Annotated in this window: 19 protein-coding genes and 1 tRNA gene; 2 read left to right on the forward strand and 18 right to left on the reverse strand. The window is 59.5% G+C overall.

The features are described from left to right. Positions 1-51: 51 nt before the first annotated feature. The 6 genes from BN3659_RS03125 to BN3659_RS03150 form a co-directional block, all read right to left on the reverse strand. Positions 52-1,497, reverse strand: a complete 1,446-nt coding sequence (locus BN3659_RS03125; protein ID WP_224757851.1) for a sensor histidine kinase — start codon at positions 1,495-1,497, stop codon at positions 52-54. Further along, positions 1,487-2,167 carry a response regulator transcription factor gene (locus tag BN3659_RS03130; protein WP_091534503.1) on the reverse strand — a complete coding sequence of 227 codons (681 nt, stop codon included), beginning with the start codon at positions 2,165-2,167 and terminating at the stop codon, positions 1,487-1,489. The genes BN3659_RS03125 and BN3659_RS03130 overlap by 11 nt, the downstream gene beginning before the upstream one ends. A gap of 171 nt (positions 2,168-2,338) precedes the next feature. After that, positions 2,339-3,403 carry a bifunctional 3-deoxy-7-phosphoheptulonate synthase/chorismate mutase type II gene (locus BN3659_RS03135; RefSeq protein ID WP_091534505.1) on the reverse strand — a complete coding sequence of 355 codons (1,065 nt, stop codon included), beginning with the start codon at positions 3,401-3,403 and terminating at the stop codon, positions 2,339-2,341. 43 nt (positions 3,404-3,446) lie between these two features. Then, on the reverse strand, positions 3,447-3,917 hold the full coding sequence (locus BN3659_RS03140) for a BUD32 family EKC/KEOPS complex subunit (RefSeq protein WP_091534507.1): 471 nt from the start codon (positions 3,915-3,917) through the stop codon (positions 3,447-3,449). Between the two features lie 105 nt (positions 3,918-4,022). Beyond that, positions 4,023-4,268: a hypothetical protein gene (locus BN3659_RS03145; protein WP_091534509.1), complete on the reverse strand. Its 246-nt coding sequence runs from the start codon at positions 4,266-4,268 to the stop codon at positions 4,023-4,025. Between the two features lie 515 nt (positions 4,269-4,783). Beyond that, a tRNA-Thr gene (locus tag BN3659_RS03150) sits at positions 4,784-4,855 on the reverse strand. Positions 4,856-4,970: 115 nt separating this feature from the next. Between BN3659_RS03150 and BN3659_RS03155 the strand changes: the two genes are divergently transcribed. Continuing rightward, complete coding sequence (locus tag BN3659_RS03155) at positions 4,971-5,921, forward strand: L-threonine 3-dehydrogenase (protein ID WP_091534511.1); 951 nt, start codon at positions 4,971-4,973, stop codon at positions 5,919-5,921. A gap of 137 nt (positions 5,922-6,058) precedes the next feature. Beyond that, positions 6,059-6,424 (forward strand): cupin domain-containing protein, encoded by a 366-nt coding sequence (locus BN3659_RS03160; protein ID WP_091534513.1) that lies wholly within the window; start codon positions 6,059-6,061, stop codon positions 6,422-6,424. 576 nt (positions 6,425-7,000) lie between these two features. Here the strand turns inward: BN3659_RS03160 and BN3659_RS03165 are convergent. From BN3659_RS03165 to BN3659_RS03225, 12 genes are all read right to left on the reverse strand, one after another. Next, positions 7,001-7,948: a DMT family transporter gene (locus BN3659_RS03165; RefSeq protein ID WP_262480980.1), complete on the reverse strand. Its 948-nt coding sequence runs from the start codon at positions 7,946-7,948 to the stop codon at positions 7,001-7,003. Positions 7,949-8,051: 103 nt separating this feature from the next. Then, positions 8,052-9,146 (reverse strand): 2-aminoethylphosphonate--pyruvate transaminase, encoded by a 1,095-nt coding sequence (gene phnW / locus BN3659_RS03170; RefSeq protein WP_091534515.1) that lies wholly within the window; start codon positions 9,144-9,146, stop codon positions 8,052-8,054. 16 nt (positions 9,147-9,162) lie between these two features. Further along, entirely contained in the window at positions 9,163-9,957 is a 795-nt protein-coding gene (phnX, locus tag BN3659_RS03175) for a phosphonoacetaldehyde hydrolase (protein WP_091534517.1), read from the reverse strand. Positions 9,958-10,001: 44 nt separating this feature from the next. Continuing rightward, the gene (locus tag BN3659_RS03180) at positions 10,002-11,318 is read right to left on the reverse strand and encodes a DUF5690 family protein (RefSeq protein ID WP_091534518.1); all 1,317 of its coding nucleotides are present in this window, start codon (positions 11,316-11,318) and stop codon (positions 10,002-10,004) included. A 252-nt stretch (positions 11,319-11,570) separates the two neighbouring features. Next, positions 11,571-12,563, reverse strand: a complete 993-nt coding sequence (locus BN3659_RS03185) for a class II fructose-bisphosphate aldolase (protein ID WP_091534520.1) — start codon at positions 12,561-12,563, stop codon at positions 11,571-11,573. 335 nt (positions 12,564-12,898) lie between these two features. Continuing rightward, positions 12,899-13,588 (reverse strand): hypothetical protein, encoded by a 690-nt coding sequence (locus BN3659_RS03190; protein ID WP_091534521.1) that lies wholly within the window; start codon positions 13,586-13,588, stop codon positions 12,899-12,901. Between the two features lie 189 nt (positions 13,589-13,777). Continuing rightward, the gene (locus BN3659_RS03195; RefSeq protein WP_091534522.1) at positions 13,778-14,437 is read right to left on the reverse strand and encodes a hypothetical protein; all 660 of its coding nucleotides are present in this window, start codon (positions 14,435-14,437) and stop codon (positions 13,778-13,780) included. A gap of 3 nt (positions 14,438-14,440) precedes the next feature. Continuing rightward, the gene (locus BN3659_RS03200; protein ID WP_091534524.1) at positions 14,441-15,805 is read right to left on the reverse strand and encodes a C10 family peptidase; all 1,365 of its coding nucleotides are present in this window, start codon (positions 15,803-15,805) and stop codon (positions 14,441-14,443) included. A gap of 443 nt (positions 15,806-16,248) precedes the next feature. Beyond that, positions 16,249-16,908: a hypothetical protein gene (locus BN3659_RS03205; protein WP_091534525.1), complete on the reverse strand. Its 660-nt coding sequence runs from the start codon at positions 16,906-16,908 to the stop codon at positions 16,249-16,251. Between the two features lie 180 nt (positions 16,909-17,088). Continuing rightward, positions 17,089-17,775, reverse strand: a complete 687-nt coding sequence (locus tag BN3659_RS03210) for a hypothetical protein (RefSeq protein ID WP_091534526.1) — start codon at positions 17,773-17,775, stop codon at positions 17,089-17,091. A 10-nt stretch (positions 17,776-17,785) separates the two neighbouring features. Then, positions 17,786-19,141, reverse strand: a complete 1,356-nt coding sequence (locus BN3659_RS03215) for a C10 family peptidase (protein ID WP_091534527.1) — start codon at positions 19,139-19,141, stop codon at positions 17,786-17,788. A gap of 446 nt (positions 19,142-19,587) precedes the next feature. Continuing rightward, positions 19,588-20,271 (reverse strand): hypothetical protein, encoded by a 684-nt coding sequence (locus BN3659_RS03225; RefSeq protein ID WP_141682473.1) that lies wholly within the window; start codon positions 20,269-20,271, stop codon positions 19,588-19,590.

Below are 20,271 nucleotides of genomic sequence, written 5' to 3' on the forward strand. Positions count from 1 at the left end.
AATAGCAAAATAAACCCGAATAATGCCCCGTATGGCTGTCGAATGTGTCTTTTATGCGCGTTTGGAGAGGGTGAAGCGGAATTCGAGGCCCCCTTTGTCGCGGTTGTGCGCTTCGATCGTGCCGCCGTGGAGCATGACGGCGTTCTTGACGATGGCGAGCCCCAGTCCCGTGCCGCCCATCTTGCGCGAGCGGCCCTTGTCGACGCGGTAGAACCGTTCGAAGATGTGGGGCAGGTGCTCTTCGTCGATGCCGATGCCGTTGTCGGCGAAACGGAAAAAGTAGCGTTCGTCGTCCTCGCCGGCGAGGTCGATGAAGATGTCGCGCCCCGAGGAGTAGGCCGTGGCGTTGTCCGCGAGGTTGCGGAAGACGGACCCCAGAAGCGCCGCATTGCCTTCGACGACGACGGGCCCCGCGAAGTTGCAGTGTACGCGCATCCGCCGCTCTTCGGGCAGCAATTGCACGTCGGACTGGATTTCGGCGACGATTTCGTTGAGCGAGACCGGTTCTTTCGAGATGAGCTGGCTCGCCTCGTCCATGCGCGTGATGGTCGCCACGTCGGTCAGCAGACGCCGCAGCCGCTCGGTCTGCGCGAGGCTCTTTTCGAGAAAGGCGGTCCGCTGCGGAGCGGCCATCCCGGGGTTGGCGAGGATGGTTTCCAGATAGCCCTGAATCGAAGCGACAGGCGTTTTGAGCTCGTGGTTGATGTTGTTGGTGAGCTGTTTCTTGATGCGGATCTTCTCCTGCTCCTCGTGCAGGGCGGCGGCGTGTTCGCGGTCGCGGTCGGCCGTGGTGCGTTGCAACTGGGCGTAGAGCCGGACGATGTTGGCCGAGATGTCGCCCAGTTCGTCGTGCGGGAAAGCCTCCGCGCCGCCGATTTCGTCGCCCCGTTCGGCTTGTTCGGCGAACTCCTTGAGCCGCACGATGTTGTGCCCGAGACGGCGGGTGGCGAAGTAGCCTGCCACGCTCATCAGCAGGGTGATGCCGAGCATGAACCGGAGGAATGCGCGGTCGGCCGAGAGCACCTCGTGCAGCGGCAGCGAATAGGGCACGGCCGTGCGTACGATGCAGCGCTCGCCGCGCATGGCCGAATAGAAATAGGTGTCGTGCGTGCTCTCCGAGAGGCGCCGGATGGTGTAGCCCGTGCCGTCGGCGAGCGCCTGTGCGATCTCGGGGCGGCCGAGGTGGTTGGGGAGCGAGGCGAGGGCCTCCGGCGGCTCCGCGGAGTCGTAGACGACGCTCCCCGCGGGATCGAGCACCGTGATGCGCAGGCCGCGGAAGTCGTCGCGGTGGCGGGCGGCGAACGCCTCGGGCGTCGTGCCCTCGTCGAGCGCGTCGAGCAGCCGCAGGTTGAGCAGTTGGAGACGTGCGTTGAGGCTTTCGGCCTTGAAGTGTTTCTCGCGGCCGTACTGGAACGCGATGAAACACCCCACGAGCACCCACGAGAACGCGAGCAGCAGCAGGAACAGCCGCCTGTGGAAAGAGAATCTACGCTTCAAATCCATAGCCGTAGCCGAGGCGTGTAACCACGTGTTCGCCGTAGGGGCCGATCTTGCGTCTCAAGCGCGTGATGTTCACGTCGATGGTGCGGTCGAGGACGATCACCTCGTCGCTCCACACGCGGCGGAGGATCTCTTCGCGCGAGAAGATCTTGCCCGGATTTTTCAGGAAGAGCGCCAGAATCTCGAACTCCTTCTTGGTGAGTTTCACCTCCGTGCCGTCGAGCGTGCAGATCTTGCGCTCCATGTCGATCCGCAGGGTGTCGTAGCCGATCGTCTCGGCGGCCGGCGTCTGCTGGCGGGTGCGGCGCAGGACGCTCTTCACGCGGGCCAGCACCTCGCGCACGGAGAAGGGCTTGGCGATGTAGTCGTCGGCGCCGAGGTTGAGGCCGGCGACCGTGTCGTCCTCGGTGTCCTTCGCGGTGCAGAAGATGATCGGCACGGAGGCCGTCGCCGGGTCGTCCTTGAGGATCCGGGCCATGCGGAAGCCGCTCATCTCGCCCATCATCACGTCGAGCAGAATGAGCGAGTAGCGTTCGGGCCGGAGCGCGAGCGCCTGCTCGGCGCTGTTGGCCGTGTCGACCTCGTAGCCCTCGACTTCGAGGTTGAACTGGAGGATTTCGCACAGGGACTCTTCGTCGTCCACTACCAGAATCTTCTGTTTGCCCATAAATACGGTATCGGTTTTTACGCGGTTCAAAAGTACGCAACAATCCGCCTCGTGCGACCGTGCGCATCCACATTTAACCGAAATGTAACAGTGCCGGCGAAGCCGCTGCGGAGGCTTCCGTCCGTGTCTGCGGCGGGGCGGCGGGGTTCGGCGGGCGGCGGCGGGGCCGGATCACTCGCCGAGTACCTCCATCTGCTGCCGGACCGACTCTTCGTGGATGGCTTGCAGGACGGCGCGCATGAAGGCGCCGTCCATTCCCAGCTTTTCGGCTTCGGCCGCGCGGCGGGCGAGGAGTTCGTCGTAGCGCAGGGTTTGCAGCACCGGCATGGAGTGCTCCCGCTTGTACTGTCCGATCCGGCGCGAGATGCGCATCCGCCGGGCGAGCAGTTCGAGCAGTTCGTCGTCGCATTCGTCGATCTCGCGGCGCAGCTCGTCGAGGCTCTCGGTCGTGGCCGTGGTCCGGCGGATGACCAGACGGCGGAGGATCTCGTCGAGGGCCTCCGGCGTGATCTGCTGCGCTCGGTCGCTCCACGCCTCGTCGGGCGAGCAGTGCGCCTCGACGATCAGGCCGTCGAATCCGAGGTCCATCGCCTGCTGGCAGAGCGGGGCGATCAGCTCCCGCCTGCCGCCGATGTGGCTCGGGTCGCAGAAGAGCGGCAGCTCCGGCAGCCGGCGGTGCAGCTCGATGGGGATCGACCACTGCGGGGTGTTGCGGTAGAGGCTCCGGTCCGCGGTGCTGAAGCCGCGGTGGATGGCGCCCAGCCGGCGGATGCCCGCATTGCGGATGCGCTGGAGGGCTCCGATCCAGAGTTCGAGGTCGGGGCTGACGGGGTTTTTGACCAGCACGGGGATGTCGTGCCCGCGCAGCGCGTCGGCGATTTCCTGCACGGCGAACGGATTGGCCGTGGTGCGGGCGCCGATCCACAGCAGGTCGACGCCTGCGGCGCAGGCCGCGGCGACGTGTTCGGCCGTGGCCGCTTCGGTGGCGATGCGGAGCCCCGTTTCGCGTTTCGCGCGGGCGAGCCACGGCAGCCCTGCGGCGCCCACCCCTTCGAATCCTCCGGGTTTGGTGCGCGGTTTCCAGAGGCCGGCGCGGAAGATGCGCACGCCCCGGGCGGCCAGCGCACGCGCAGCGGCCATCACCTGCTCTTCGGTCTCGGCGCTGCACGGCCCCGCGATGAGGGCCGGACGGCGGGGCGTGAGGCCCGCGAATAGGATGGGACGGAGGTTTTCCATGGTTCGGTATCGCAAAAATAGCGAAAGAATCCGGACGGGCCAACTATGCGGTCCGCTTTTTCGCGGAACCGCCGTGCCGATGTTTCCTGATTTCGCTTTCGAGGCGTTGGCGGCGTTCGAACGGAAGCCGCGACACGGCGCTCCGCAGTAGATTGCCGCCGATGTCCCATCCGCGGGCTGCGGCGGAGCGGGACACGATGAACGGATAGGCCGCGGCCGGACAGCCCGGCCGCCGGAGATCGACCGGACATGCACGGCGCGACGTCCGCCGGACGAAGGTCATCCGGTTGGTGTCGATCGACTGGAGGTGCGTGCTGCCGTCGGGTTCCGTACGGTAGAGGACGTTGGTGCGGTTGTAGTCGCTGTGCAGAACCCCTTTTTCGTGGAGCGACGCGGTGTAGCGGGCGAAGTCGTCGAGCACGTGCGCCGCCGCCTCGGAGAGGCCGAATGGGGCTGTGGCCCGCGACAGGGGCGCGTCGTCCGTGCGGAGGGCCGCGAAATAGCTTTCGCGCACGATGCCGAAGCGGTCGCGGCACTCGGCGCAGGCCGATCCCTCGGGCGTGTCGATCCCGAGCGAGCGCAGCCGTGCGGCGTGTTCGTAGGCGCGGCGTGCCTTGCCTTATGCGCAGAGGCGTGCCTTGCCCTTGCGCAGAAACGAGTAGACGATGCGGTTGAGGCGGTTGGGCGTCCCGTACCGTTTCACCGCGACTTTTCCGCAGGGGGTCTCGAACGCTTTGATGCGGTTGCGACCGTCATGGAGCGGCCCGCCTTGCGCGTCGAAACGGCCGGGCAACGCGAGGGCGAAGCTCCGCAGCGCTTCGGCGCGCGGGTTGAGGTGCAGATGTACGGTAAGCGGTTTTCCCATGCGGCATGGGATAGGCGTCCCGCGCGTTCCGTCCGGGGTCTGTCGGCCGGAGAAAATGGCGGAAAAAGGCGCTCCTCCGCATCGGGATGGACGGCTTTTCGTCCGCACGGCGGAGGAGCATGACCCGTGTGCCGCGGACTGCGGCGGCGCGGGCCCGGGCGTATCGCGGATGTTTTCGGGGCCTTCGCGGCGGACGGTCCGCGCTCGGGGCCGGTTCGGATCCGGATCGTAGCTGGACGGGGCGTTCCGTCCGTATCGCGGGCGCTATTTTGCGTCTTCCCGGTCCCGGGCGGGGCTTCCCTTGTCCGGGGTTGTGCGGATGGGCGGCAGAGAGGGCCGTTGCGCCGGGATCCGGCAAGGGGCGGGGCTGTGCGGACGATCCGCGAAATGAGGACCGAGCGGCCGTCCGGCAAGTTGCACGGGGAGTTGCGTATTCGGAGAGACCCTCGAAAGCGGTGCGAACGAAAAAGGGGAGGGTGTCCGAAACCCGTCGGACATTCCTCCCCGCTCTTCAGAGCTGTTTACGAGACTTGAACTCGTGACCTCTTCCTTACCAAGGAAGTGCTCTACCACTGAGCTAAAACAGCAGCTTCTCGCCTTATGAGTGGTGCAAAAGTACACAAGAAAAATGAATTTGCAAAAAAAACGATCGTTTTTCACAATTATTTTCTACCTTCGCTGTCAAATTGTAACTCTAACCACATGAAACGTATCTTAATTGTAGGTGCAGGAGGTCAGATCGGTTCCGAACTGACAACCTATCTGCGCAAGATTTACGGCGATGCGAACGTCGTCGCCACCGATGTGCGCGAATGCAAGGCGCTTGCCGAACAGGGCCCGTTCGAGGTGCTCGACGCGCTCGATGCGAATGCGATGGCTTCGGTCGTGTCGCGCTACGGGATCGACACGATCTTCAACCTCGTGGCGCTCCTTTCGGCTGTGGGCGAGAAGAATCCCCAGCTGGCTTGGAAGGTGAACATCGGCGCGCTGACCAACTCGCTCGAGGTGGCCCGCGAGCGCAAATGCGCGGTCTTCACCCCCTCGTCGATCGGTGCGTTCGGCCCCTCGTCGCCCAAGGACAAGACGCCGCAGGACACGGTGATGCGTCCCACGACGATGTACGGCGTCTGCAAGGTTACGGGCGAGCTGATGAGCGACTACTACCATTCGCGTTTCGGCGTCGACACCCGTTCGGTGCGCTTCCCGGGTCTGATCTCGAATGTTACGCTTCCGGGCGGCGGTACGACCGACTACGCCGTGGAGATCTACTACGAGGCGATCCGCAGCGGCCGCTTCACCTGCCCCGTGCCGTCGGACGTCTATATGGACATGATGTACATGCCCGATGCCCTGCGCGCATGCGTCGAGCTGATGGAGGCCGACCCCTCGAAGCTCGTGCACCGCAACAGTTTCAACATCGCGTCGATGAGCTTCACGCCCGAAGTCATCTGCGCCGAGATCCGGAAGCGGCTGCCCGATTTCACGATGGACTACGACGTGGACCCCGTGAAGAAGGCCATCGCCGAGAGCTGGCCCAACTCGCTGGACGACACCTGCGCCCGCGAGGAGTGGGGCTGGAAACCCGAGTGGGATCTTTCGCGCATGACGGACGACATGCTGGAGCACATCCGGCAGAAGCTCGCGCTGGCGTAGGCGTCCGGCGCGGAAGTCGCACGGAGCGGCTGCGTGGGCCGGAGATGCATCCGGCGGTCGGACGGCGGTCGGTTGTCCGTGCGCAGGCGTCCGGACGATGCGAGGTCCGGCTCCGGGGCGAACGAAAAGGAAGAAGCATGGGAAAGCAGGACGGCGGACGTGTGTTGCGCAGCGTCGTCGTGGCGGATGCCGCGACGAGTTGGGACGGAGTTTGCCTGCCCGCCTATCCCGCGGGTGCGCCGCGCCTGTCCGTCGTGCGTTTCACGGTGGAGCCCCGTGCCCGGTTGCCGCTGCACCGCCATCCCGTCATCAATGCGGGGATGGTGTTGCAGGGTGAGTTGACGGTGGTGGCCGCCGGCGGCGAAGAGCGGACGTTCCGTGCGGGCGAGGGGATCGTGGAGGTGGTGGACCGCGTCCGCTACGGCGAGAACCGCGGCAGCGAACCGCTCGAACTCGTGATGTTCTATGCAGGGGCCGAGGGGCTGCCTTTGTCCGGGGAGTGAGCCGGCCGGGTTGTCCGATCGGTTCGATTTTGGGGGTTGTCTAACAAGTTTTAGACACCCCTTTTTTATTCGTACCGCTATTCGGGAACTTTTCCGAATACGCTGTGCGCAGAGGGTGAAAGACGTGTCGGGCAACCCCTGTGCCTGTGTCTGCGGGGGCGGATACCCCGTCTCGTGCAGGCGCCTTTTCGTGCGGCCGGGTGCGGGACGGCTGGAACGACGGCCGGACCGGTCGAACGGCGGATCGGGGGGGCGAGCCGGCCGAACCGTGCGGCGGGTTGCGGAACGATGTCCGGAGGTTGTCCGAGGTCGCGGTGCGGGATGCGGGATCGGGTTGCGGAGCGTCCGTGTCCGGACGGCATGGCCGGATCGAGGAACGGAAACAGCCATGCCTCGGAGGGCGGACTACGGAGCCGGATGCGGGGAGAGAGCGGATTGCGGGGCAAAGGACGACATGGGACATTGTGGAGCCGGCGGTCGGATTGTCGGATAGGGAGAGTATCGGGGCGGGGCCGAGGAGGCGGACGCCCGAATCGGACGGAAGCGGAGGCGAGGCAGCGGAGCCGCAATGCGCCTTCATGCCACGCGGGATTTCTCCTCTTCTGCGGGCTGCGTGTCGGCCCTGCTGCGGCTGGAAGTAACCAGCCACACGCCGCCGAAGATCAGAGCTACGGCCGCCGCCTTTGCCGGTCCGAACGTGTCCATGCCCCAGCAGACGGCGACGATGCAGGCCACCAGCGGTTGAATGTAGTTGTACATGCCCGCAACGGTGGGGCGGAGCAGCTTTTGCCCGACGACCACGAGCGTGTAGCTGAGGAACGTGGCTCCCGCGACGATGAAGAGCACGCCGCCGATCTCTCCGGCGCCGAGGGCGCTCCACTGCGTCGCGGCCAGCTCGCGGGCGGAGAAGGGGAGCAGGCAGACGAAGGCGTAGGTGAACATCCACTTCATGAGGGTCGTCAGCGAGTAGCGGCTCACGAAATTCTTGAACAGGACGAAGTAGAGCGCATAGCTGAGTTGGGCGAGCAGCACGAACAGGTCGCCCTGTAAGGAGCCCGTGCCCGCCTCGGCGCCGGACGGGCGGCTGCCGAGAATCAGCAGCAGCGCACCGCATGCTCCTGCCGCGATGCCGGCGACCTTGCGGGCCGTGATGGGTTCCCGGAGGAAGATCGCGGCGAGCACCATCGCCCAGAGGGGCATGCTGGTGGTGATGATCGAGGCGTCGCCCGGGGAGGTGAGCCCCACGCCGTAGATGAAGCACCCTTGGTTGAAGACGATCGCCAGCAGCGAGGCGCCGAAGAGTTTGGCCATATCCTTCGGAGGGACGTGTTCCGGCTTCCGGAACAGCGAGGCGGTCCAGAAGAGGAGCATCGCTCCGAAGACGCGCAGATCGGTTACGACGAGCGGCGAAAGGGTGCCGGCCGTCATGGCCAGTTTCGCCACGGGGGACATCAGTCCCCACATGGCGTTGGCGCCGAACATGGCGGCATGGCCCTTCCAGCGGATTTTTCCGGCGTTTCCCACGAAATTCCCTGTTTTTCGCGTGCAAAAATAGGAAAATCAAGGTCTCGTTGTCCGGGTTCTCCCCGGTTTTTTCCCGATGGATGCCGGAGGCGCATCGCGCCGCTCAGGATCGGAGCACTTCGCCGACGGCTTCGAGCAGGCCCCCGATATCCGCGGGATGGATGTCGCCGATGTTGCCGATGCGGAATGTGTCGGCCTCGGAGATCTTGCCCGGGTAGATGACGTATCCCTTCGCTTTGAGTTTTTCGTAGAAGTCGCTGAAGTCGAATGCGGCCGACGGATAGAGAAACGAGGTGATGATGCAGCCTTGCACGTCGTCGGGCAGCAGGGTCCGGAAGCCCAGTCCGCGCATGCCCTCGGTCAACAGCCTGTGGTTCTCCGCATAGCGGCGGTGGCGGGCCGCTATGCCCCCTTCCTCGCGCAGCTCCTGCAACGCTTGGCGGAAGGCGTGCACGACGTGCGTGGGCGACGTGAAACGCCATTTGCCGCGCCCCTTCTCCATGGTCTCCCACTGGGCGCAGAGATCGAGCGAAAGCGAGCGTGCGTTGCCGCGGGCGGCTCGCAGTTTCTCTTTGCGGGCGATGACGAATCCGAATCCGGGAACTCCCTGAATGCACTTGTTGGCGCTGCTGACGAGGTAGTCGATACCCAGTTTTTCGATGTCGATGGGAATGCCTCCGAAGCTGCTCATCGCGTCCACGATGAAGGTGATGTCCCGCCCGCGGAGCACGTCGGCCACTTCGTCGATGCGGTTCAGCAGACCGGTCGTGGTTTCGCTGTGCACCATCGAAAGATGCGTCGCATCGGGGGTTTCGGCCAGTGCCTTCAGGGCGGCGGCGCCCGTTACGGGTTCGGTCTCCCGCAGCGACACGAGCTTATAGTCGATGCGGTAGTAATCGGCGATCCGGGCCATCCGTTCTCCGTAGGCGCCGTTGGCGAGGATGAGCAGTTTGTCGTGCGGGCCTACCGAGGTGCCGATGGCCGCCTCCACGCAGTAGGTGCCGCTGCCTTGCAGCAATACGGTCGTGTACCGGTTCTCGTCGAGCCCGGCGATCTCCAGCAGACCGCGGCGGATCGGCATGACGACCCCTTCGTTGTAGTCTTTGTCCCATGTGCACCAGTCCTGCATCATGGCTTCGCGGACGGTCTCCGTGGTGCTCAGCGGCCCCGGAGTGAGCAGCAGATAGTTTCTTTTCATGGTATGAGCGTATTCGTTATTTGCCGAGGCGTTCGTTCAGGTTTTCGATGCAGGCGGGCAGGTCGGCTATGGAATCCAGCACGCAATGCGCGCCTGCGCCGAGCATGCGCTGCCGGACCACTTCCTTCATGCGGGTCCGTTCTTCGTCGGAGAGCCGGGTGTATTCCGTTTCGGTCAGCCCCATCTCGTTGCTGCCCGCGATGACGCCGATGCTCCAGACGCCGGCATTCACTCCCTCCCTGATGTCTGCGACGGTGTCGCCCACTTTGACGGTCTCCTGTACGGAGGCTACGGCCAGTTCGGTCAGATTCCGGAAAATCATGTACGGAGCCGGCCGTCCGGCCGGAAGTCCGTCGGGCGTGGCCAGAAAGTCGGTCGAGTAACCCCGGCGCGCGGCACCGGGCCGGACGATTTCCATCATGCGGGCCGTGTAGCCGGTGGTGGATCCGATGCGGAGGCCCTGCCGGCGAAGCGTTTCGATCGTTTCGACCGCTCCGGGAATCGGCTGCGTGAACTCGGACAGCGAGGCGAAGAGGTGTTTCTCGAAACTCCGGTACATCTCCCGCACGTCCTCCTCGGTCCACGTGCGGCCGTAGCGGTTTTCGAACTTTCGTTCGACATCGGGCATCGAAAGGATGGCGCGGATATGGTCGATTTTCGGCAGTCCCATCGGTTCGCGGGCTTGGCGCAGGGTGATGTCGATTCCTTTCTCTTCGGAGAAAACGGTGAGAAAGGCGTGCAGCGGGGCGAAGCAGCCGTAATCGACGGCGGTGCCGGCCCAGTCCATGACGACGCATTGGATTCGTTTCATATCTGTCGTGTTCTGTTTTTGTGAATATGTATTCGTATCTGTCGTTATTGCATGTTGACGGAAACTACGGCATACGGTCGCCTGCGGCGTCCGGTGCGGCGGATGCCGGTGCGTTCTCTGCGCACCAGCCAGAGCAGACTCCCCACGAAGAGGAGGCAGCAGGCGCAGCCGAGTGCGGCGACCATCGTGTTGTAGAACTCGATCCAGTCCAGTCCGGCGGCGAAGATTTCCTTGAAGACGAGCATGCACACGGTGCCCAGATAGCCTGCGAAGTCGATGGTGATGATGAAGAATCCGACGTTGCCGCGTATGCCGAAACAGGAGACGAACCGCTCGAAGAAGAGGGTCTGGAAACTCAGGTAGGCGGTGTAGAGGCCGAGGCTCTGGATGAAGAGCCACAGCAGAGGCGGAAGCTGCAGCCGGTCGTAGCCGTAGGCCACGCCTGCGAGAGCGGCCGTTCCGGCCGTTACGAGCAGCAGGAGCGCGACGAGCACCGTCCGGTGGCTGCGGATGAGCGAGAGGAGCAGGAACGTGCCCAAGATGATGAGCGTAACGGCGCTGTCGATGCCGCTGAAGGCCCATGACGACAGAGCGCTCGTGTCGACGAGTTTGACGAGGAAATCCTCCTTGATGTCCTGCATGGTCGTGATGAACAGGTTGGCAAGCAGCAGCATGCAGAGGATCGGAGCGAAACGCAGGAAGACGTTCCGGCGCTGACGTGCGTCCATCGGAATGCGCTCGGTGCAGGAGGCGATGTCCTCGGCCGTCGGGGCGGGCAGTCTGTCGAGGGCGAAAGCCAGCAGGATCAACAGGGGAAAAGCGCCTGCGCCGATGGCTGCGGGCATCCAAAATTCGCTGATCCCGAGATCGTTCGTCAGAAAAAGCCCGAGCGATTTGGCCAGACCCGAGCTGAACGCGATGCTCAGTCCCATGATGCTGGCCAGAATGCCGCTCAGCCTGCGCCCTTCGAGAAAACTGAAGATGACGCCCCACATGCATCCCAGCGAGAGACCGTTGAAGAAGAGGGCGAGGATGTTGAACGGTCGGGGCAGTACGGCGAAAAGCAGCAGGGAGCATTCCGCCGCAGCGACGGAACCGATGATGAAACGCAGGCGGCATTCGTGTTTGAGTTCGGATATGAACTTGATGCCCAGTAGTTTGGAAAGCACGTATCCGGCGATCTGAATGATGCTGGCGGCTGTTTTGTAGTCCATGCCCAGAAATTCCAGACCGTCGAAGCCGGCGGCGGTGAAGGGTTTGCGCAGGGCGTAGACCAGTGCGTAGGAGAGCAGGGCGGCGCCTCCTGCCCAGAGGATGAAAAGCAAGTCGGATCTCTTTTTCGTGTCGGTCGTCGAATCCATAGGGCGAAGCCGGATTTGTTTCGGCGCAAAAGTAGACGATCCGGATTGCAGGAGTGTGTCGGTTTCGTTACGGAAGCGTTACGGTTTTCGGGCGGAACCGGCGCACGGAGAGAAAAAGAACCTCCCCCGCCGCAATCGTTGCGGCGGGGGAGGCCCTCTTCGACATCGGCGAGTGCCGCATGCGTTCGTCCCCGCGGACGCACGCGCCTGTCGGGATACGGCGCGGCTGCGGGGGTGCGGAGATCCTGCGGATCAGGCTTTGCCGGCCGAACCGAGGACGTTCTCGCACTTGTGCATGTAGAGTTTCTTCAGCTCGTCGCGGGCCGGACCGAGGTATTTGCGCGGATCGAATTCGGCGGGCTGGTCCACGAAGATCTTGCGGATGGCGGCAGTCATCGCCAGACGGCCGTCGGAGTCGATGTTGATCTTGCAGACGGCGCTCTTCGCGGCTTTGCGGAGCTGCTCCTCGGGGATGCCGACCGCATCTTTCAGCGCGCCGCCGTGGGTGTTGATGATGTGGACGTATTCCTGCGGTACGGACGACGAACCGTGCAGCACGATGGGGAAGCCCGGGATGCGCTTCTCGATCTCTTCGAGGATGTCGAAACGCAAGGGGGGCGGCACGAGTACGCCGTCGGCGTTGCGGGTGCACTGTTCGGGTTTGAACTTGTTGGCGCCGTGCGACGTGCCGATCGAGATGGCCAGCGAGTCGACGCCGGTCTTCTTCACGAAGTCCTCCACGTCCTCGGGACGGGTGTAGGTGTGGTGCTCGGCCGAGACTTCGTCCTCGACGCCGGCCAGCACGCCCAGCTCGCCTTCGACCGTTACGTCGAACCGGTGGGCATAGTCCACGACCTGCTTCGTGAGAGCCACGTTCTCGTCGTAGGGGAGCGCCGAACCGTCGATCATCACCGACGAGAAGCCCATGTCGATGCAGCTCTTGCACAGTTCGAACGAATTGCCGTGGTCGAGGTGCAGGACGATGGGAATGTTCTTGCCCAGCTCCTTGGCATATTCCACGGCGCCCTGCGCCATGTAGCGCAGCAGGGTTTGGTTCGCATACTTGCGGGCGCCCGACGATACCTGCAGGATCACGGGCGACGAAGTCTCCACGCAGGCCGCGATGATTGCCTGCATCTGCTCCATGTTGTTGAAGTTGAAGGCGGGGATTGCATATCCGCCCTTGATGGCTTTGGCGAACAGCTCGCGCGAATTCACGAGGCCCAACTCTTTGTACGATACCATAATGCTTAGTTTTTATAATAAATAAAGATAGATTGCCTGACGAATCGACTTTACAAAGTTAGTAAAAAATTTGAGAAATTCGGAGTTTCCGTCGAAAAATATGTCGGAGGGGACGCATGGTCCGTAAATTCCGACCGTTTCGCGGGACCGTGGTCGGATCCGCTGCTGGGTCCGGAGTTTTGCCCGAAGGCGGTCGGGGCGGAGTGTCGGCCGTGAAGAACCGAGCCGGGCAGGGCCGTTTCCGCCGTGCATTTTCGGATGACGGCCGGATGCGGAACGGCGGCGGGACTTTCACCCCGCCGCCGTACCTGTCGGAGTATGTCGCGGCATGCGGATCATTCGATCGCGAGCGTGCAGGTCGCGGTCTTCTCCTCGCCCTCGGTCGTTACGAACGTTACCTCCATCTCATAGGTACCGGCAGGAGGAGTACGGACGAAAGAATAGTTGAAGATCGTATTCGTCATCGCAAGATCGGTCGACGTCAGGTCCTTTAGCAGTTTTTGGACGGAGCTTGCGCCTGTCCGATAACCATTTCGTACGAATTCGGCGTACGAGTAGTACTCGACTACCGTAATATCGTCGAGCGGCGTGCCGGCCGGATGCGCATCGTCCCATGCCGCATTCAGACATCTGACATGCATGGCTTTGAAATTATCCGCACAGCAAATTGCAGGACTTTGACATGTACCTTCGATACATAGGATCTTTTGGTTGTAGGAGAGGTCTCCGTTCCTTTCGGCGATCTCCAGAAAACGTTCTGCCTCGGAACCAGTCGATCCGAATTCCGGTGCAAGGTAGCGTACTGTACGTCCCGTTTCCGAGACATCGTAATGCGGAAACCAACCCGAAATACCGATAGGCTCGTAAATCGGGTAGATCGCTCCGCGAGGAGAAACCGTCAAATCGTTGTCGATATATTCGCAGATATAGGAACGAACGAAAAGATAGGTGTATTCATTCGAAATATCGTCGTTGCATCTTATAAACGACAGCGATACGGCGATCAGAAGAAATATCTTTTTCATGGCATCCGATGTTAAAGATTATAATAGATCATCCATTTGTGTTTGGCCGTATAATCTCGGGGTGTACCGGCATATAGGTCTCCTTCCGAGATCTCTTTTTCCCCGTCCGGACGCGGACGAAACGGCGGCGCGGAGTGAAAATTTAAGACCCCGCCGCCGCATCTGTCGGCATATGTCGCGGTATGCGGATCATTCGATCGTGAGCGTGCAGGTCGCGCTCTTCTCCTCGCCCTCGGTAGTTACGAACGTTACCTCCATCTCATAAGAGCCTGCAGGAGGCAGGTTCGTAAAGTAAATGTATATCGCATCGGTGATCATTGATAAATCCGTATCCTTCAATTCTTGGAGCCGCTTTTTGTATCCCTTTGCACTTGCTTCCCCTTTCGGATACCCGCAGCGCACATAGGCTGCATACGAAACATATTCGACGACCGCAATATCCGAGAGGTCCGTACCTGCCGCGTGTCCATTATCCCAAGCTGCGTTCAGGCACCGGACCCGAAGATCCGTGTAATTATCCGCAGAACACCTCGGTAAATTTTCGACGAGTACGTTCACTTCCCGATCGTACGTACGGTCTCCGTTTTGCTCTGCAATCGCTAAAAATCGCTCTGCATTTTCACCCGTCCCGCCCAGCTCGGGTGCACGATAAACCGTCCCTCCGTTAAGAGAGCATAGTAAATAATATTTTCCTGTATTTGAAACATCCTTTTTATAAGGATGTGCAGTCCACGAATTTTCTATATAAAAGGGAATATATGAGTGCATGAAAACCATGTCCTGATCTTTCAAATCGTCGCAACCGCCAAACAGCATGCCGATCAAGCAAAATATAAGAATTCGCTTCATAATTCAAAGATTGTAATAAATCATCCATTTGTGTCCGGACGTATAATCATAATTAGAAGATCCTGTAATATCTCCTTCAATTTCATCTTTAACAGGCGCATCAACTCTCGGAGAGTAAACGGCATCGGCATAATAATACCCGTCGCAGCCGCCAGACCAGCCGTAATTGCAGTGATACATGGTTTTATACGTGTAGTCATAATCGTATCGTCCGGTTGACGGAAAATAAGTCGTATGCAATCGCTGCCATTTTCTCATTCCGTCGATCACCCAAGCGTGTCCTTTGGTCATTGTCCTTTTTCCGCATGCATAGACCGGAAGCCCCCGGTCTACGATCATCTCCTTCAGACGGCCTTCGGAGATGTAATAATTGTCTACGTCTTTGAACCCCATGGCTTTCAGAAAGCGCATAGCGTCTTTTTTATCAGCACCACTGCCGTTCGGACCGTAATCCATGCCTATTTCTGCACCGATCCCTCTCAGAAAATAGGTAATAACTAATGATTCACCGTTTTCTTTATAATGCGTTCTTGGAGTATTAGGCACAGTAATATATTGATGGATCATGGTAAATAGTGCATTCCATGCGACGAATAGGTTGCCCAAATACTGTGGTTGTGGATTAATATTATGAGGATAATATAGGGTATAATAATTAGTTGCGACGATTTGCCCCAAAGCTACCGCTACACATCCGACCGGGCAACGTTTTCCGTCTTTAATGGGCGTCAGTGAATTATAAGGAGCTCCCTGCCCCCACTTCATCTTGCAGTAGGGGCCTTTCTGTTCGCAGACTTCCCATTCGCCATAGGTATGCTTAATGTGCTCCGGCATAGTAACCCCTTTCAGCGAATCGTACTTATGGATTCCTCCGATGCGTTCGATCAGATAGTCTCCGATTTCGGGCACGACGGGCGGGGCCTCCACGCCGTCGTACTGTCCGTTCGCCGCGGCAGCGAGCTGCGCAGGGGTCAGCGATCCCCGTTCCGTAACTGCGATCACGGATTCGATGCGGTCGTCGGCCCCGAGGATCGCATATCCCTCTCCGTTCTGGAAGTTGGCGATGTAGACCAGATCGCCGATTTCTGCCGCGGCGGCAGCGTCGTGCTCGGCGCGTGTGGCGCGAGTGAGCGCCGAATCCCCGAGCGCTTCGACCGACGCCACTCGGCGCGCTCCGCCGCTGCGGGTTTCGGGTCCGTCGATGGCCCGCAACAATTCTTCCAGCTCTCCGAGCGCTTTTTCGACCGGAATCTTGTGCGGATCGGCCGGAGCAGGCGGTTCGGGCAGTGCATCCGAAAGGGGGGCTTGCGAGCAGGCGGCGAGCAACGCCGCGAGGAGCGCAAGCGGAAGGAGGCGAATCGGTTTCATAAGGCGCAAATTTCAGAGGGTCGGTAAAATTCGAACGGGGATCGCCGCACGGGCCGGCACCGGACTTCGCTCCCGTCGTTCGTAAGTAAAGTTACGGATAATGGATGAGAAATGAAAACTTTTTGCCTGTTATTTTTTCCGAAGCGTCTGTTCGCAAGACGAACCGGCCCGTGCGCGGCGTCGGGCCGCGGGCCTTCGCGGCCGTCCGACACGGCATCCGCTCGGGGGGCCTGCCGGCTCTCGCTGCGGAGTCTTCCGAAGCGGACCGTTGCGTCCGCCGCCGGCGAATGCACGAGGGGGCGCGGTGCGACGGGCGGAGAACGCACCGGAACAGCCGCCGCCGGTCGGCATTGCCGGTGCGGGTCCGGAGGCGAAACGGCGGCGCGGGATGAAAATTCAAGGCCCCGCCGCCGCATCTGTCGGCGTATATCGCGGCATGCGAATCATTCGATCGCGAGCGTGCAGGTCGCGGTCTTCTCCTCGCCCTCGGTCGTTACGAACGTTACCTCCATCTCATAGGTGCCGGCAGGAGGCAGGTTCGTAAAGTAAATGTATATCGCATCGGTGATCATTGATAAATCCGTATCCTTCAATTCTTGGAGCCGCTTTTTGTACCCCTTTGCACTTGCTTCCCCTTTCGGATACCCGCATCGCACATAGGCTGCATACGAAACATATTCGACGACCGCAATATCCGAGAGGTCCGTACCTGCCGCGTGTCCATTATCCCAAGCTGCGTTCAGACACCGGACCCGAAGTTCCGTGTAATTATCCGCAGAACACCTCGGTAAATTTTCGACGAGTACGTTCACTTCCCGATCGTACGTACGGTCTCCGTTTTGTTCTGCAATCGCTAAAAATCGCTCCGCATTTTCACCCGTCCCGCCCAGCTCGGGTGCACGATAAATCGTCCCTCCGTTAAGAGAGCATAGTAAATAATATTTTCCTGTATTTGAAACATCCTTTTTATAAGGATGTGCAGTCCACGAATTTTCTATATAAAAGGGAATATATGAGTGCATGAAAACCATGTCCTGATCTTTCAAATCGTCGCAACCGCCAAACAGCATGCCGATCAAGCAAAATATAAGAATTCGCTTCATAATTCAAAGATTGTAATAAATCATCCATTTGTGTCCGGACGTATAATCTCGGGGTGTGCCGGCATATAGGTCTCCTTCCGAGATCTCTTTTCCCCGTCCGGACGAGGGCGAAACGGCGGCGCGGAGTGAAAATTCAGGGACCCGCCGCCGCATCTGTCGGCATATGTTGCGGCATGCGAATCATTCGATCGCGAGCGTGCAGGTCGCGGTCTTCTCCTCGCCATCGGTCGTTACGAGCGTTACCTCCATTTCATAGGTGCCAGCAGGAGGAGCGCTTGCAAAGTAAAGGGAGATTCCAGATGAAAGCATGCACAAATCGTCTTCCGTTGTATCCGTAAGGGATTTGTGATGCTTCATGTTCGGGGTCCTCCCCTTGGGATATCCATTCCGCACATAATCCGCATAAGAATAGTAACGAATCCGAATGATATCGTCGAGCAACGACCCCACAGGATGCGCATCGTCCCAAGCCGCATTCAGACATTTTACATGCATTGTCATGTAATTGTCTGAACCACATCTCCTTCCGCTCCAATGAGCTATATTTTCATATGTGTTATAAGAACGATCTCCGTTGCGTTCTGCGATTTCCAAAAATCGTTCAGCCTCTTTTCCGGTCGCACCCAACTCCGGAGCTTTATAAACAACATGCGGCGCCTCTAAATCTTCGTGAAATATAGAACAATATAGATAACACTTCTCAGAGATCGACGTTGCATCTTCCAACGGACGTATGCTCAAAGCACTTTCTTCATACATAGGTATAAATGACCGCATCAAAGTCAGTTCAGCGCTGAAAAATTTCATATTGTCATCGCAGCCACCGAACAACAAAGATATGAAGGATAAAATCAATATTTTTTTCATATTCCGTTTATTAAAGATTGTAATAAATGATCACTTTATCTTTTACGTAATCAATTTGGCTTGCGTCATCCCCATCCCCGAGATCTTTGTGGACCGGCTTTCCCGGGCAAACGACCATTCCCGGATGATAATATCCATCGCAAGTACCGAACCATCCGTAATTGCAATGATACAATTGCCGTTTGTCATATCCCGTTTCGGTTTTATTCGTTTGTGGATTGTAATTGTAAATCATGCGTCGCATCGTTATCGCACCATCGACCAAAAAAGCATGTCCGCCACCAGTCGATCGGAACCCGCTTACATAAGTAGGCAGCCCCCTGTCTATAACCATTTCATGCATTCTTCCGGTTGTAAACTTATAGACCTTCGTATCGTTAAATCCCATTGCGCGGAGAAGACGGGCGGCGGCCTCATGGCCGACACGACTTCCATCGATCCCGTATTTCATGCCCATGGCCACACCAGCACCACTCAAAAAACCGGCGATCGTTTCCGGTTCTAAATCATGGTCGTTTTCGTTATAATAAATTCGAGGTGCATCGGGTTCTTCGATAAATCGACGGATCGAATTGAATATCGAATTCCAACGTATGGGAAAACCGCCCAATATTTGCACTTCCGGTCTTGTATCGGTCAAATAATATTTATCGAAATAATGGGCTGCAATAATTTGTCCGGTAGCAAGGGCTACGCATCCAAGCGGACAATGCGCTCCGTCGACCTCGGGAGTATATAAGTTTAACGGATATCCTTGCCCCCATTTTGTCCTAACATAGGGTCCTTTTTTATCCGCAAACTCCCACGGACCGTAAGACACTTCGTATGTAGGAAATATGCTTGCCAGCGAATCGTACTTATGGATTCCTCCGATGCGTTCGATCAGATAGTCTCCGATTTCGGGCACGACGGGCGGGGCCTCCACGCCGTCGTACTGTCCGTTCGCCGCGGCAGCGAGCTGTGCAGGGGTCAGCGATCCCCGTTCCGTAACTGCGATCACGGATTCGATGCGGTCGTCGGCCCCGAGGATCGCATATCCCTCTCCGTTCTGGAAGTTGGCGATGTAGACCAGATCGCCGATTTCTGCCGCGGCGGCAGCGTCGTCCCCGGCGCGTGTGGCGCGAGCGAGCGCCGAAGCCCCGAGCGCTTCGACCGACGCCACTCGGCGCGCTCCGCCGCTGCGGGTTTCCGGTGCGTCGATGACCCGCAGCAGTTCTTCCAGCTCTCCGAGCGCTTTTTCGACCGGAATCTTGTGCGGATCGGCCGGAGCAGGCGGTTCGGGCAGTGCATCCGAAAGGGGGGCTTGCGAGCAGGCGGCGAGCAACGCCGCGAATAGCGCAAGCGAAAGGAGGCGAATCGGTTTCATAAGGCGCAAATTTCAGAGGGTCGGTAAAATTCGAACAGGGATCGCCGCACGGGCCGGCACCGGACTTCGCTCCCGCCGTTCGTAAGTAAAGTTACGGATAATGGATGAGAAATGAAAACTTTTTGCCCGTTATTTTTTCCGAAGCGTCTGTTCGCGGGACGAACCGGCCCGTGCGCGGCATCGGGCCGCGGGCCTTCGCGGCCGTCCGACACGGCATCCGCTTGGGGGGGGGCCTGCCGGCTCTCGCTGCGGAGTTTTCCGAAGCGGACCGTTGCGTCCGCCGCCGGCGAATGCACGAAGGGGCGCGGTGCGACGGGCGGAGAACGCACCGGAACAGCCGCCGCCGGTCGGCATTGCCGGTGCGGGTCCGGGGGCGAAACGGCGGCGCGGAATGAAAATTCAAGGCCCCGCCGCCGCATCTGTCGGCATATGTCGCGGCATGCGGATCATTCGATCGCGAGCGTGCAGGTCGCGGTCTTCTCCTCGCCCTCGGTCGTTACGAACGTTACCTCCATCTCATAAGAGCCTGCAGGAGGCAGAACCGAAAAGTAGATGGAAAATCCGCCGGAAATCATGGACAAGTCCTTCTCCTTCAGTTCCGAAATACGTATTTTACAATCCTTTATTCCTCGGTCTCCTTCCGGATATCCCCTGCGGATATAATCGGCATAGGACCTGAACTCCACCTGCACGAGATCGTCGAGCAGCGAGCCCGCAGGGTACCGGTCGCTCCACGATGCATTCAGACACTTCACATGCATGGCCTTGAAATTATCGGCCCAACAGCGACGATTGGGGCTTTCCATATCGTACGGTTCCATCCGGTTGTACGAGAGATCGCCGTTTCGTTCCGCAAGTTCCATGTATTTTTCGGCCTCCTTTCCCGTCGTACCGAAATCGGGTGAAAAATAGTTCTTCGCACCTCCGCCCTCATACTCCGTGCAACACAGGTAATAGTCCGTCTTCGTTTTACCCGATTCCTTCACGGTACGGGTACGCATCCACATTACGAGATCGTTCTCGTAATAACAGGTGATGTAAGAGCGCAAATAAACGTACTTCACCTTATTCTTGGTGTCGCATCCCCAGAATAAGAGAGGCAGGGCGCACAAAAACGCGATTGTTTTCAT

The sequence above is a fragment of the Alistipes sp. CHKCI003 genome (assembly GCF_900021155.1).
Lineage (GTDB): Bacteria > Bacteroidota > Bacteroidia > Bacteroidales > Rikenellaceae > Alistipes > Alistipes excrementavium.